Annotated in this window: 14 protein-coding genes; 13 read left to right on the plus strand and 1 reads right to left on the minus strand. The window is 49.5% G+C overall.

The annotated features are described in order from the left end of the window. From mreD to rsfS, 13 genes are all read left to right on the plus strand, one after another. On the plus strand, positions 1 to 561 hold the full coding sequence (gene mreD, locus ATORI0001_RS00615) for a rod shape-determining protein MreD (protein WP_003148442.1): 561 nt from the start codon (positions 1 to 3) through the stop codon (positions 559 to 561). A gap of 7 nt (positions 562 to 568) precedes the next feature. Then, a complete protein-coding gene (gene mrdA, locus ATORI0001_RS00620) occupies positions 569 to 2,578 on the plus strand; it encodes a penicillin-binding protein 2 (protein WP_003148205.1) in 2,010 nt (669 codons plus the stop codon). 15 nt (positions 2,579 to 2,593) lie between these two features. Next, complete coding sequence (locus ATORI0001_RS00625) at positions 2,594 to 3,820, plus strand: FtsW/RodA/SpoVE family cell cycle protein (RefSeq protein WP_003148271.1); 1,227 nt, start codon at positions 2,594 to 2,596, stop codon at positions 3,818 to 3,820. A gap of 13 nt (positions 3,821 to 3,833) precedes the next feature. Further along, positions 3,834 to 4,691 carry a hypothetical protein gene (locus tag ATORI0001_RS00630; protein WP_003148303.1) on the plus strand — a complete coding sequence of 286 codons (858 nt, stop codon included), beginning with the start codon at positions 3,834 to 3,836 and terminating at the stop codon, positions 4,689 to 4,691. A gap of 201 nt (positions 4,692 to 4,892) precedes the next feature. Then, positions 4,893 to 5,243, plus strand: coding sequence for a 50S ribosomal protein L21 (gene rplU / locus ATORI0001_RS00635; RefSeq protein WP_003148376.1), 351 nt, complete (start codon positions 4,893 to 4,895; stop codon positions 5,241 to 5,243). Positions 5,244 to 5,321: 78 nt separating this feature from the next. Further along, on the plus strand, positions 5,322 to 5,576 hold the full coding sequence (gene rpmA, locus ATORI0001_RS00640; protein ID WP_003148780.1) for a 50S ribosomal protein L27: 255 nt from the start codon (positions 5,322 to 5,324) through the stop codon (positions 5,574 to 5,576). A 378-nt stretch (positions 5,577 to 5,954) separates the two neighbouring features. Continuing rightward, positions 5,955 to 6,539, plus strand: coding sequence for a hypothetical protein (locus tag ATORI0001_RS00645; protein ID WP_003148689.1), 585 nt, complete (start codon positions 5,955 to 5,957; stop codon positions 6,537 to 6,539). Between the two features lie 171 nt (positions 6,540 to 6,710). Then, on the plus strand, positions 6,711 to 8,675 hold the full coding sequence (locus tag ATORI0001_RS00650; protein WP_003148297.1) for an ABC transporter ATP-binding protein: 1,965 nt from the start codon (positions 6,711 to 6,713) through the stop codon (positions 8,673 to 8,675). Beyond that, positions 8,665 to 9,414, plus strand: a complete 750-nt coding sequence (locus ATORI0001_RS00655; RefSeq protein ID WP_003148498.1) for an energy-coupling factor transporter transmembrane component T family protein — start codon at positions 8,665 to 8,667, stop codon at positions 9,412 to 9,414. Before ATORI0001_RS00650 ends, ATORI0001_RS00655 begins: the two co-directional genes overlap by 11 nt. An 83-nt stretch (positions 9,415 to 9,497) precedes the next feature. Beyond that, positions 9,498 to 10,913 carry a GTPase ObgE gene (gene obgE / locus ATORI0001_RS00660; RefSeq protein ID WP_003148410.1) on the plus strand — a complete coding sequence of 472 codons (1,416 nt, stop codon included), beginning with the start codon at positions 9,498 to 9,500 and terminating at the stop codon, positions 10,911 to 10,913. Between the two features lies 1 nt (position 10,914). Further along, positions 10,915 to 11,613 carry a nicotinate-nucleotide adenylyltransferase gene (nadD, locus tag ATORI0001_RS00665; RefSeq protein ID WP_003148335.1) on the plus strand — a complete coding sequence of 233 codons (699 nt, stop codon included), beginning with the start codon at positions 10,915 to 10,917 and terminating at the stop codon, positions 11,611 to 11,613. After that, the gene (yqeK, locus tag ATORI0001_RS00670; protein WP_003148246.1) at positions 11,610 to 12,266 is read left to right on the plus strand and encodes a bis(5'-nucleosyl)-tetraphosphatase (symmetrical) YqeK; all 657 of its coding nucleotides are present in this window, start codon (positions 11,610 to 11,612) and stop codon (positions 12,264 to 12,266) included. The genes nadD and yqeK overlap by 4 nt, the downstream gene beginning before the upstream one ends. A 49-nt stretch (positions 12,267 to 12,315) precedes the next feature. Beyond that, positions 12,316 to 12,681 carry a ribosome silencing factor gene (gene rsfS / locus ATORI0001_RS00675; protein ID WP_003148657.1) on the plus strand — a complete coding sequence of 122 codons (366 nt, stop codon included), beginning with the start codon at positions 12,316 to 12,318 and terminating at the stop codon, positions 12,679 to 12,681. Position 12,682: 1 nt separating this feature from the next. Here rsfS and dinB read toward each other — a convergent pair whose 3' ends face one another. Further along, complete coding sequence (gene dinB, locus ATORI0001_RS00680) at positions 12,683 to 14,023, minus strand: DNA polymerase IV (protein ID WP_003148800.1); 1,341 nt, start codon at positions 14,021 to 14,023, stop codon at positions 12,683 to 12,685. Positions 14,024 to 14,189: the final 166 nt, after the last annotated feature.

Raw genomic sequence — 14,189 nt, forward strand, 5'->3', positions numbered from 1 at the left:
ATGCGTCTAACGGACAGAAACAGAGATGTGCACAACATCGTTTTTCTCGCCATAGTATGTTTGGTTCTTCAGCTTGCACTTGCTCCAAACATTGCTCTTTTGCAAGGACATGCTAACTTTGCTTGTATTTTTGCGATGTTGATTGCTTTGAGTATAGGTGGGCGTACGGGAACCATCTGCGGCTTTATTGCGGGAATCTTCTACGATCTTTCGTCCACAAGCCCCATTGGATTAATGGCGCTCCTTTTAACGGTTATGTCGTATATCCTTGGGCGAGAAGTGCGCAACCGCTTGTCCGGAAACTTTGGATCAAGTGTTGGAAAAATAGCGATTTCAGTTACTGCGGTATCAGTGGCACAACAAGTTTTTTCGTCTATTTTGGGACAGACCACAAATCTTATGGAAGCGCTTGGGTTTATCGCGTTTCCAACCATTATCCTGACGGTCGTGTTTTCTCTACCATTTGCGTACCGCTATTCTCGCTCTCAAAGCTCAAATACATCCTTGGGAAAAGAGCTCAATTTTCGTGGCGTAAAACGCGCAGCTAAGCATCTGAGGTAGCGTTTCTATGAATATGACGTTGATAATTCTCGCGGTCTGCCTTTTGATCGCCGTCGGACTCATAACTATCTACTTTATATTTGGACGCAAGAACTCTCCTTTCAAGTTTGATATCGGCGGAGGTTCTCCGCGTGCGGCCGGCGGAGCCGATGCGTCGCCGGAAAAGACACTGTCTTCACGGCTTGTGGGATTGAGCGTAGCCGTGGGAGCGGTATTTGCCACCTTGTTTGCACGGCTCTGGTCCATGCAGTTGGTATCGAGTGATGAGTATCAAAAGCAGGCGGACAGTAATCGCACCCGAACGGTAACCACCGCCGCTCCTCGTGGACGTATCCTTGATCGCAACGGCGTGGAACTTGTGACCAATCGTCCAAGCCCAACGGTAGTGGCAAAATCCAATGTTGCCGATGATGACGTAGAGATGCAGGTATTGGCAAATCTGCTTGGCATGCCCAAAAGAGCCGTTTACAGAAAGATCATTGATACGTCGGAAGGTGCGCAAAGTCTGCGCACCGTTGCAATCGATGTTTCTCGCCACGTCGTAGCTGCCATTTATGCTCATCCGGGCGTATTTGACGGCGTCAGCATTGAAGAAAGAACACAGCGCTCATATCCAAACGGCACTCTTGCGGCGCATATCGTGGGATATACCGGCACGGTTACGCAAGAACAACTGGAAAACAGTAAAACAGCCGACGGTGGTTTTGTGTATGCGCACGGTGACATCGTGGGTCAAACCGGGGTAGAGCTGCAATACGAATCGGCACTGCAGGGCGTTCGTGGTGAGCAGACCGTCTATGTTGATGCCAGCGGGCAGGTACTTGACCACAGCACATCCATTGAGCCACAAAGCGGTTCCGACGTTGTTTTAACCATTGATGCAAAGGTTCAGAAGGCAGCTGAAGATGCACTGGTTAATGCAATTAAAATTTCTCGTGCGGCAGGTTTTTTGGGCAAAGCGGCATCCGTCGTTGCCCTTGATGTAACAAACGGTGAAGTCATTGCCATGGCAAGCTACCCGACCTTCTCGCCAAGCGTTTTTGTCGGCGGCATTTCATCGGCCGACTGGGAGAGTTTACAGTCCGAAGATGCCAATTATCCGCTGATGAATCGTGCCATCGCAGGACAATATCCATCCGGTTCCGTAATCAAGGCGCTTACCACGTTTGCCGGTCTTGACTTTGGCATATGTACGCCAGAATCCTCGTGGTACTGCACGGGCTTTTGGACCGGCTTTGGTGAGGAATACGGTATGCACTGTTGGAAGTTATCCGGCCATGGTACGGTTAACCTTGTTACCGGCATCATCAACTCCTGCGACATCGTCTTTTACGAGATTGGTAAGGGCTTTTTCTACAATAACGAACACCCCGAAGGCATGCAGGAAATCTTCCGCAAATTTGGCCTTGGCGCGCTCTCTGGTATCGATTTGCCCGAAGAGGCCTCCGGCAGAGTCCCTGACGCCAAGTGGAAGTGGGATTACTACTCAAGCTCACCGGACGATGCGCGCTCATGGCAGGGTGGAGACAACTGCAACCTTTCCATTGGCCAGGGCGATCTTTTGGTTACGTGCTTGCAGATGGCAAATGCGTATTCGGGCATTGCCACGCGCGGACAGATTTGGAAGCCCCATGTGTTAAAGAGCATCAATGCCCGCTCGGGTAATGGTTCGGTCATCGAATACAAAAATGAAGCTATCATTGAGTGTAAAGAGTCGGATACAAACTACGACATTGTAACCCGCGGTCTTCATGGCATGGTATATGAGGAAGATCCCGCCTATACCGCTCACTGGACAAGTCTTGACGTTCAGGTTGAAGGTAAGACCGGTACGGCACAGCAGATTACCGTAGGCGATCCGGTGGGTTGGTTTGTTGGTTATGCGCCGGCAGACAATCCCAAGTATTGTGTCTGTGCCAATGTCGATTGCGCGCCGTCGGGTGCAGGCTCTGCAATGTATGTTGTCCGCGATGTCTTTGGTGCTATTTATGGCCAAAAAGACACTGCTTCACGATAGGAGGCGAGAAGAACCATGGCACTTGATACGTCAGCTGTTACCAAACAGCGAGGGCTTTCTCGCTTCAAAAAAACAAGCTCTCCCAAAGGACTTACGGTCAATGGCAAAAAGTCTGACGGTAAGAGAGACATTCTTGGCAACTTGTATTTGCCACAGCTCATACCTGCATGTCTTTTGATTCTTATTGGCATTGTGGTTATCTATACCGCATCGCTTAACATCTCCGAGGCAAACTTCCCACGTCATCTTGCGGGTATTGCCATTGGTGCGGTAGTTGCAATTTTGATGTGGCGCTATGATTACCGCAGTCTTGCTAATATGTCTACATTGCTTCTGGTAGTAGTTTCACTTTTGATGATTTTACCGCGCGTCCCCGGCCTCGGTGTATCCGCAAAAGGTATGACCGGATGGGTCAAAATTCCCTTTTTACCGCTTCGTTTTCAGCCGTCCGAAATTGGCAAGATCGGTCTTATTTTTCTGATGGCTGCCGTGGGTGCAGAATATCACGGTAAGGTGGAGACCCTTAAAGACTACGTCAAACTCTGCGGAACGCTTCTCGTTCCTTTTGGCTGTATTATGCTCTTGCCTGACTTGGGAACCGGTCTTATTCTTTTGGCCATTGGCGCCACAATCATCATTTGCTCGGGGGCAAAAAAATCGTGGATTGCAATAACGTTCATACTGCTCGTTGCGGTTGTAACCTTGGTTGTTGCCACGTCTCTTATCCCGGGTATTCCACATATCTTAAAGGACTATCAGATTAAGAGACTGACGGTATTTGTGGATCCTTCAATCGATCCTTCCGGAGACGGATATAACCTACAACAGGCAAAAATTGCAGTTGGGTCCGGAGGTCTTTTTGGCAAAGGGGCAGGCAATGCCACTCAGGCAAGCGGTCGCTTTCTCCCTGAAGCACACACCGATTTCGTATTTGCGCTTTTTGCGGAAGAGTTTGGTTTCGTCGGATCTTTGATTATGCTGGCGCTCTTTGCATGGATGATTTTCTCGACGGTGCTTCTTGCGATGCGCCTTGACAATCCCTTTGCCAAACTCACCCTTGTGGGCTGTGTTGCCATGTGGACGTTTCAAATGCTTCAAAATATTGGCATGTGCATTGGTATCATGCCAATTACGGGTATTCCTCTGCCATTCATCAGTTTTGGCTCCACTTCGATGATTGCGCAGATACTTGCCGTTGGCGTTGTACAATCCGTCTGGCGACATCGGCAAAAATCAGCTTAGAGTGGGGGGCGTCATGGCTCGCAGTACATCTACGGCAAAGATTGTCAATTCTTTAGTACACGGTCTTGGAGGCGATTTTGACCAGCTCGAAGCGGTGTCCGTAAGCGTTTTCGTAGATCGGACGTGCCCTTCATATCTGGTGCAAGCACTACGGCAAGCTCTTGTTCCCGCGCGCACCAACGCCTCCGTTAACGTATTCGACATAGATGCGGCAAATGCACAGACTTCTCTCATGAAAGCCTCCGATGTGGTGCTTTTTCTCTCCGGCGGGAGCCGGCAGGTAGGCGAGAAGTGCGCCGAGTTTGCATCGCAAAAAATACCCACGGCAATTATCGTCGAATCTGCCGTTGAGGCTCCGCAGATACAAGTTCCCACCGAAGTGGCTGCATACATCACCATTCTTGCAGGCACCTCATCGGAAGCATTGCTTGAGCGTCTGGCTGCCTGGCTTTGCTCTGCCACCGATAAGGGTGTTTCATTTGCCGCGTCGTTTCCGTTTTGCCGGGAGACATGCATTGCATCACTTATAGCCCAGTGTGCTACCACGAATGCCGCCATTGGTGCCGTAAGTTTGCTTCCCGGCTCCGATATGGCCCTTATGACTGCCTCACAGATACGTTTGGCACTTGATATTGCCGCTTCCTATGGACTGACTTCACGCATTGAGCGAATTCCGGAACTTGCCGGTGTTATTGGTGCTGGTCTTGTATATCGATCTGCGGCACGTTCCATGGCAAGCGCAATACCCGTTTTTGGCTGGTTCATTAAAGCGTCTCTAGGCTATTTTGGAACGAAGGCAACCGCACGCGCCATCAAGGAGCGCATTGAGCTTCTCAAACGCTCTGAGAGTCAACCGCAGGTAGAGGGATAAAAATAGAAAATCCATAGTTTTATCGGGTAATCTCACGGTTTTGTGCTAAACTGCTTTGAGCTGTGTTTCTCGCCGAGGGACATGGGGCATCGATACGTTTCCCGCGAATGCCACAGGTCACGGTCTGAAAGTCTTTGCTCGGGCTTTGGAAACCGGTGTTCAAATAATCGTTGCAAGATCCGGCAATGAAGGGTTACATACATGTACGCAATCGTAGCAACTGGCGGCAAGCAGTACAAAGTTGCCAAAGATGATGTTATCGCTGTTGAGAAGCTTGATGCTCAGGTTGGCGATAAGGTTAAGCTTGATGTTCTTATGCTTAACGATGGTAAGAAGACCATCGTTGATTCTAAAACGCTTTCTTCTAAAAAGGTAACGTGCGAAGTTCTTGAGCAGTTCAAAGATCAGAAGGTTCTTGTGTTCAAGCTTCATAAGCGTAAGCGTTATCGTCGTACTAACGGCCACCGTCAGCAGCTTACCAAGCTGAAAGTGACGTCTCTTCCCACTACTCGCAAGGCTGCGACCAAGGCAACCGACGAGTCCGCTGAGTAAAATCGGTTTGGTTTTTTGTATATTGTTACTACAACAATTTCCAATACCAACCACTTCTAAGATAGGCAGGTAGTACTTATGGCACACAAGAAAGGTCTCGGCTCATCTCGTAACGGCCGCGATTCCCAGGCGCAACGCCTTGGCACCAAAATTTACGGTGGTCAGTCCATTAAGGCTGGTCAGATCATTGTTCGTCAGCGTGGCACCCACATTACCCCAGGTGTCAATGTAGGACGTGGCAAAGACGATACCCTCTTTGCACTCGTTGACGGAGTTGTTGAGTTTAAGCAGGGCGTTAAGCACGTTGTCAATGTCGTTGAAGCCAAGGCATAAGCTCACCACACGTTATATTGGTATGCACAAGGAGCCCTTCGGGGCTCCTTTTTTGTGACGTGCTTTATGATGCCCCATGCACGCCCTACGTTTCAGAATTGTTTCAAGTTTTATTTTGGCTGGCGTATCAAATCCGTCCCTGTTATCCTTAAAATACGTTCAATAGGTTTTTGGAAGGAGGACACATGAAACACGGTCTTACAACAACTTCTCACACACAGTGGTGGTGGCACAATTGGTCTTCCTTCGGTCGATGGTGAGTCATTCCTGCTGTATATCGCATACAAGGGCTCCCGGAAAGACCGGGGCTTTTTTATTATGAATTAGTTTTTTACTTTGTATCAGACCTTCTTTAATCATTCGTGAAAGGATATATCCATGTCATCCGAACACAAGGACTTCACTTCTACTTCCGCCTCTACACCTGCCCAACCCCGCACGGTTGTCCAAACAAAGTCCGAGGGTGCTCTTGATGTGACATCGCTGGTAACCGTAGCAGTACTTATCGCAGCCGGTTTGATTCTTGATCTTACCGTAGGGAAGGCAATCAGTGCCATTGGTATTGGACCGGAGTTTGTTATCGCGTCATTTTGCCTTGCAATCATAGTGCTTAAGCCTCGCGCAGTTCAGTCCATTATCATTGGGCTTATCGCCGGCGCGGTCATACAAATTACCACGTCTCTTCCCGGAGCCGACCTTGTTGCCGAGCCCATCTCGGCGCTCGTCATGTTTGCATTTGTTTCAGGTTCATTTGCAAAAAGCAAGATCATGCCTTTTGTCGGCTCTTTTGTTACCACCACTATCTCCGGTCTTATTTTTGCCGCCATTGCAATTCCTGCAAAACATGCCGGCTTTGATCTGTTTTTAGTCATGGTTCCCGTTATCTTGGGTACGGCGCTCTTTAACGCCATTGTGGTACAGGCGCTTGCAGCTCCGCTTACGCAGGTTACAAACCACCGGTAGCTTTTAAAAACCCCGGTCTACTTTGAGAACCTCAGTCGATACCATGTGTTAGAAATTGAGTTTTTTACAAAAAATCTGCGTGCTGCCAAATTCTCGTTGGTTGGCACGCGATTCTTGTATACACTCAAATACACTCAAAGTGCCGTCGAAAAAACAACCTTAAACGAACCAATGGATGGCGAGAAGAACATGCAGCCCGTACTTGATTTTCAAAATGTAGTGTTTTGCTATCCAAATGGCAAAACTCCCGCACTCTCAGATATAGACTTTAAGCTTAACAAAGGCGACTTTCTTGGCATTATCGGGCCTTCCGGAGCAGGCAAGACAACCCTTACTTCATTGATGTCCGGAGCTATCCCGCATCACTATCAGGGGATGTTCTATGGTGCCGTTCTTGTTGAGGGACGCGATACCTGTGAGATGACCTTAACGGATATCTCACGCTTTGTGGGCCTTATTCTGCAAGACATTGACGCTCAGATGGTTGCTACCATTGTTGAAGATGAGCTGCTCTACGGACTTGAGAATTTCGGAGTTCCGCATGAGTGCATTATGGATCGTCTTGACTTTGCGATAGAGGCCGTAGGCATAGAGAGCTTGCGGTATAGAGAAATTGCAACGCTTTCCGGAGGGCAAAAGCAGCGTGTGGCCATTGCCGCAATCATGGCACTTCAGCCGGAGGTCATGGTGCTTGATGAACCTACGGCGGCACTTGATCCCGTATCATCGCAGGCGGTGTTTGAGACGCTTGCCCAGCTTAACCGTTCCAAAGGCATTACGATTGTAGTAGTGGAGCAAAAAGTTGCGCTTCTCGCCGAATTCTGCTCTCGTATGTTGGTATTGGCGGATGGAAAAATTGCAGATGAAGGAAGTCCCGAGGAGGTATTTTCTCATTCTGCGGAGCTGAGGGAATTGGGTGTTGACAGTCCTCGTACGGCCCGTATTTCAAACTACCTTTACAAACTTGGTCTTTCAAGTCAAAAGAACGTCTCGCTCAGCGTTCGTGATACCTGTGCTTCTATCGGCCGTATTGTGGGGGAGAGCAGAAACGTTACGTACGAAACTCCACTTCATATAGAAAACCACATCCAAAAAGACGCACTTCAACCATCCTATTTACCGGTTATTGATAGTCCCATTATGGCGTCTGCCACGGGACCTTTTGGAAAAATATCGACAGAAGCTCAAGAGAAGGCTCCTCCGCTTGAGGTGATTGACGTATCGTTTCGCTACGACGTGAGCAACGATGGCGTCAACCACATTACGTTTTCGGTTGAGCCTGGTGAGCTTGTGGCTCTTATCGGACAAAACGGCGCCGGTAAAACAACGGTTACCAAGCTGGTTAATGGCCTTCTTCGTCCGCAAGACGGAGACGTACTCATTATGGGATCTTCAACTAAATCCAAAAAAATCAGCGAAATCGCACGTCATGTGAGTACGCTGTTCCAAAATCCGGATTATCAAATTTGCAAAGAGACCGTACTTGAAGAAGTGGCTTTTGGTCTTGAGCTCAAAGGTATCGCTTCCAAAGAAGCCACCGAGCGCGCGCATAAGACCCTTGAGCACTTCAATCTTGATCCGGAGGCCTCTCCGTTTTTGCTTTCACGCGGTCAGCGACAGATTGTTGCTTTGGCCTCCGTGGTGGTTTGCGAGCCAGACATACTCATTTTGGATGAGCCTACCTGTGGCCTTGACTATAAGGAATGCATGGTTGTTATGCAAGCCGTTGAAGAGCTTCGCGAGAAGGGCTGTGCGGTTCTTATGGTGTGCCATGATATGGAAGTGGTTTCCGATTTTGCTACTCGCCTGATAGTTATGACACAAGGCTCAATCATTGCCGATGGCCCGCTCGCCGACGTATTTACCCAAGACGATATTATGAGAGCGGCTGCGGTTATACCTCCGCAGGTAACGCAGGTTGCCCGTGTTCTGTCTAAACACGTTGATCCTGCTTATACCGGTCTTACCAAGGTATCCGAGATAGCAAAAATGACCGAGCGTATTGTACGTGATGCCAAGAATCGCTCGGCAGCCGCTCGTTTTGTTGAGGCGGCCACTGCAGAACATGCCCAGAAAAACCGCAGACAAAATCAAGCGACTACGGATACGTTCAAGGAGATACCGAATGACAAATAGCGTGATTGACTATACCGAAGGCTCAAGCTTTCTTCATAAGGCAAATCCAATCACCAAGGTATTTCTCGCCATTGAGCTTTTTGCGGCGGGTATCCTTGCACCCAACTTCCCGGCGATTTGCTTTGTCATTGCACTGACACTTTTCATCAATATCATCTCGAGCAACGCTAAAAAAGCATTTAAGCTTCTGGGGGCATTTAGCGTTATCGGCGCCTTCATGTTTGTGGTTCAGGCTCTCATTGCACGATCGGGAGAGCCTGTGTGGTATTTCATCACCGATCAAGGTCTTATAACGGCAGGAAACGTAGCTTTGAGAACCATTGCCCTGGCGCTTCCGTTGCTCTCGATGCTTGCCCTTACTCGTATGGAAGACCTTACCGGTGCATGTGTAGAGGTTTTGCACATTCCGTACCGCTATGCGTTTACCGTCACAACCGCACTGCGTTTTGTTCCGATATTTTTACAGGAAATGACGAAAATAAAAGAAGCACAGACGGCTCGCGGCATTGAATTTGACTCCAAAAATCCCTTTCGCCGGCTCCAACTGCAGCTTCCCTTCATCGTTCCTTTGATAGTCTCATCGGTGAAAAAAGCAGACGCTACCGCGCTTTCAGCGGAGCAGCGAGGCTTTTATTTGCGTACAAGAAAGTCCTCACTTAAGCGCTATCCCATGCGGTTCTCTGACATTGCAGTCCTTCTTTTGGGATTTGTGGTGCTTATCGCGATAGCTCTTTGGTAGCTTTAAATCACCACAAATCGAGCATTTCGTTTACAGGACGTTGACGTTTCGCGTACCATATAAGCTGCTTAAGAGGAGGCTTTGTGGATACATTTACGGATTTATGCCATATCAATGTCAAGGGTGGCGATGGCGGCGCCGGTTGTATGTCGTTTCGGCGTGAGGCATTTGTCCCCAAAGGCGGACCTGACGGCGGAGACGGCGGACATGGAGGCAACGTTGTCGTTGTCGCCGATCCGCAGCTCTCGTCACTCATTGATTACCGATATAAACATCACTTTAAAGCCGCACGAGGCATACACGGGAAAGGCGCCCGCAGGCACGGTGCGGACGGCGCGGACCTTGAGCTTCGCGTGCCGCTTGGTACGGTTGTACGCGAGCTTGATCCAACAACGCAAGAGCCCCTCTATGAAATTGCAGATCTCACGTCTCCGCATGAGCGCGTGATCGTTGCATCAGGCGGCAGGGGTGGCCTCGGCAATACGCACTTTGTAACTTCAGTGCGCCGTGCTCCCGCCTTTGCCGAGAAGGGCGAGCCGGCCCAAGATCACTGGATTGAACTTGAAATGAAACTTATGGCCGACGTTGCTCTTGTCGGGATGCCTTCGGTGGGGAAGAGCTCCCTCATTGCCCGTATCAGCGCGGCACGGCCAAAAATCGCCGACTATCCGTTTACGACGCTGATACCAAATCTTGGTGTCGTTCGCGCAAAAGACGGACAGTCATTTGTATGCGCCGATATTCCCGGGCTTATCGAAGGCGCAAGCGAAGGCAAAGGGCTTGGACATCAATTTTTGCGCCATATTGAGCGGACTGCTTTGCTCGCCCATATGGTTGACGTAACCGGTGGCTTTGAGGGACGAGACCCTATTGACGACTATCGCATTATCAACCGTGAGCTTGAGGCGTATGCGCCCGAACTGTCCCGCCGCCCGATGGTTGTTCTCGCAAACAAATGCGACATGCCAAATACGGAAGGGAAGGTAGAGGAGCTTCGCCGTATGGCAGAGGCGGACGGCCATCAATTCTTTGCAATCTCTACGGTTACCGGACAAAATCTTGATGAGTTGGTTGTCTGGTGTGCCTCTACCGTCGCTGAACTTCGTCAGGAGCTGGCGCTCACAGAACCCACGGAAGACCGCTCGGAGTTTTGGGAGAACCTTCGTAAGCGTCGCGACAATCACCTCACCATAGAGCGAGAAGAACGCCATGTATGGCGTGTGTCAGGCACCGCGATTGAGCGTATGGTCATTCAAACCGACTGGGATAATGATGAGGCCGTTGCGTATTTACAGCACAGGTTTGACCGTATAGGCCTTGACGACCAGCTTATAAAGGCAGGCGCTTGCAACGGCGATGAAATCCGTATTCTCGGTTTTGCCTTTAACTTTGAAGCTGCGGGTGCGCAAGAAATTGACGAGGAAGAAGTCCCCTCGGATGCTACCTCTCTTTCTGAGACGCTGGATGATTCCGATGTCACCGTCGTAGACAAGGATTGATATGTCTGAGGTACCTCACATACTTCCCGGCCTTCCTCATTTGGGTTCCGATGCTTCAAGAACGTACCGAATGGGCATCATGGGCGGTACGTTTGATCCCATCCACTACGGACACCTCGTAGCGGCTGAGACAGCTTTTGATGAACTTAACCTTGATGTCGTGGTCTTTATGCCGGCCGGAAAACCTGCGTTTAAGCAAAATCAACCGGTCTCTGCTGCCGAGGATCGCTATGCCATGACACTGCTTGCAACCTCAGATAACCCGCACTTTGTTTCAACGCGTTTTGAGATTGATCATCAGGGCATCACGTATACGGCAGAAACGCTTTCCCGTCTGAGGGATCTCTATCCCAAAAACGTGGAGTTTTACTTCATAACCGGTGCCGATGCCATCGCGAGCATTATTTCCTGGAAGGACACGGGTAAGGTGGCGCGTCTTGCTCATTTTGTTGCGGCAACTCGACCCGGTTATAATCTTGAAAGAGCGAGAAGTGCGCTTGAAGCATCATCTTATGAATTTGACGTTACCTACTTAGAGGTTCCGGCATTGGCGATTTCTTCAAGCTATCTCCGCAGGCGCGTGGCACAGGCGCAGAGCCTGCGCTATCTGACGCCGGATAGCGTTGCCGGCTATGTACACAAGCATGGCTTATATGGAGCAGATTCAACGCCTCTTACGGCACGAGGGGAGCGCTCTTGAGCCAAAGTAGCATTACGTTCATAACACCTTCATATACACCCGAGCAGCAAAAGGTCATAGACCGGCTTGAGAGCGATCTGCATACCCATATGTATGAGGTTAAACCCAAACGATTTGCCCACAGCATTTCGGTGGGCCATATGGCCGAAACGATGGCACTTGTCTATAACGCCAATCCTTTTTATGCGCGTATTGCCGGCATTTTACATGACTGGGACAAAGTTCTTTCAACAAAGGAAACTCTTGCACGTGCGTGCGCATGCAAGCTTGATATGGGAGGCGCTCCATATCAAAACGTTGTGGGACTCATCCACGGCCCTCTTGCCGCATGCGAGCTGCCAAAGTACTATCCGTGGCTTCCGCAAGAGGTTCTCGGCGCTATTTCCAAACACACAACCGCCGATCTTGAAATGTCGGATCTGGATAAAATTGTCTATGTTGCCGATCTTATCGAGCCAGGTCGTCCCGAGTTTTCCGGTATTGTGCAGGTAAGGGATCTTTTTAAGAAAGGCGCCTCTTTGGATGAGCTCTATCAAGCAAGTTTTATGGAGACCTTATCGTATGTGGTGGCATCGAGAAAATATCTCTATCCAAAGTCCGTTGCCATATATAATGCCATGATAGAAAACACGCACGCCAAAGAGCAACATTAAGGCGCATACGAGTAGTTCTTGTTGATTGATGAAAGGATTTGGAGCGTACATGCCAGTAACCCCATTTGAACTTGCGACAATTGCAGCCACTGCGGCAGACAATAAAAAAGCACACGATATTTGCGTATTGGACCTTACTGAGCTCAGCGACGTCTGTGATTACTTTGTTATCTGTACCGGTGATAATGCTCCAATGGTTGATGCCATAGTGGACGAGGTGCGCGAGAAGGTCCGCAAAAATACCGGAATCAGCCCTCTTTCAACTGAAGGTCGGGCAAATCTGAAGTGGATACTTGTTGACTTTGGCTCAGTGGTAGTACACGTATTTCAACCTGAGACAAGGGATTACTACCGTCTTGAACATCTATGGGCGCAAGCACCTCAGGTAAAACTTGACCTTGAAGGTGCCCTGTAGCCTACGTATTGTCTTTTCCGCTAGGCATTGTGTCCGAGATGCGGCCTTCAAAACGAAGATCACGGCCAAATCGCACGGCATCGGCTCCGTATTTGTCTTTCAAAGCATCGGTAACTGCGGAAAGAGAAGGACGGTGGGGAAGCGCGCGCGTCTGAGAATGTTGAGAAGCATTCGTATCGTCAAAGGTATTCTCGTCAAAAAGGGTTGGCTGAGTAGGCTTTATATAAACTTCGGAAAAGCCGCTTATACCGACACCAATCAAACGCACGGGCTGGCCAAAATGCCATACTTCATCGAGAAGTTCTTCGGCAACGTCGCTAAATTCATCTTCTTGATCCGTTCTGATATCGAGTGTTCTTTGCGCGGTATGCGAAGAGGTAACCGAATTTTTTATTTTGAGGGTGACCGTATGCCCCTTGAGATGCTTCTTTCTTAGTCTTCTGCCTACGATTCCACATATATGTTTGATTGCAGCGCGTATTTCATGCTCATCGATAAGATCCGTATCAAAGGTACGCTCATTTGAAACCGACTTTACTTCACGAGGGCAGGCCGCTTCTCGCACATGGGAAACCTCACGACCGGCGGCCCGTGTGACAAGACGCGGTCCGGCGATACCAAATAAACTTTCCATTTGTAAGACATCGGCACGCGAGAGCTGGCCCAATGTTTTAATGCCGTGTGAATGCAGTTTTCGCGCGGTTGAGGGGCCGATGCCGCTCATGGCTTCAATCGGCAGCGGAGCGAGAAACCTTTGCTCGGTCCCAGGAACGACAACGGTAAGTCCGCGGGGCTTCTCGCGCTCAGACGCGATTTTTGCTACGGTCTTATTGCAGCCAATACCGATTGAGCAGGTCACTCCCAGCTTGGCAACACGGCGTTGGATGCGTTGACAGATATGTATGGGATTCTCGTGAGAATACCGACCGGGCGTAATGTCAAAAAACGCCTCGTCAATGGATACCTGTTCTACGAGAGGAGTCTCACTACTCAAGATATCCATCACGGCTTTGCTCATCTCTTGATACCGCCCGTAGTTTCCGGACGTCCAAATGGCTTTGGGGCAGAGCTTTTGGGCGGTAAGAGAAGGCATTGCGGAATGAACGCCAAACTTTCGCGCTTCATATGAAGCCGTTGAAACAACGCCGCGCTTATCGGGAGATCCGCCGACAATAACGGGCTTGCCACGCCAGTTAGGATGGTCGAGTTGCTCGACCGACGCAAAAAAGGCATCCAAATCCAGAAGGCCAATGGCGGCGCCTTGCCAGATATTTTTGTCAAACGGCGAGGTGTCACCCGTAGGAGATGCGTGAGAGCAAGATATGTCAGGGTGCGTATTCATACAGCTAGTATAGTACATTTAGAGTAAAATGGAACAAGTGTTTCGCCATCTGGAGAACGTGCACATTTTGCGAGGTTAAAAATATATCTTGCGAGGTGAATGCATTGCTGTAAACTAGTAAAGCGTTTATGGCTTTGCGGTGCAGCCAATCAATCCAACCGATGCA

The sequence above is a fragment of the Lancefieldella rimae ATCC 49626 genome (assembly GCF_000174015.1).
In the GTDB taxonomy this organism is placed as follows: domain Bacteria; phylum Actinomycetota; class Coriobacteriia; order Coriobacteriales; family Atopobiaceae; genus Lancefieldella; species Lancefieldella rimae.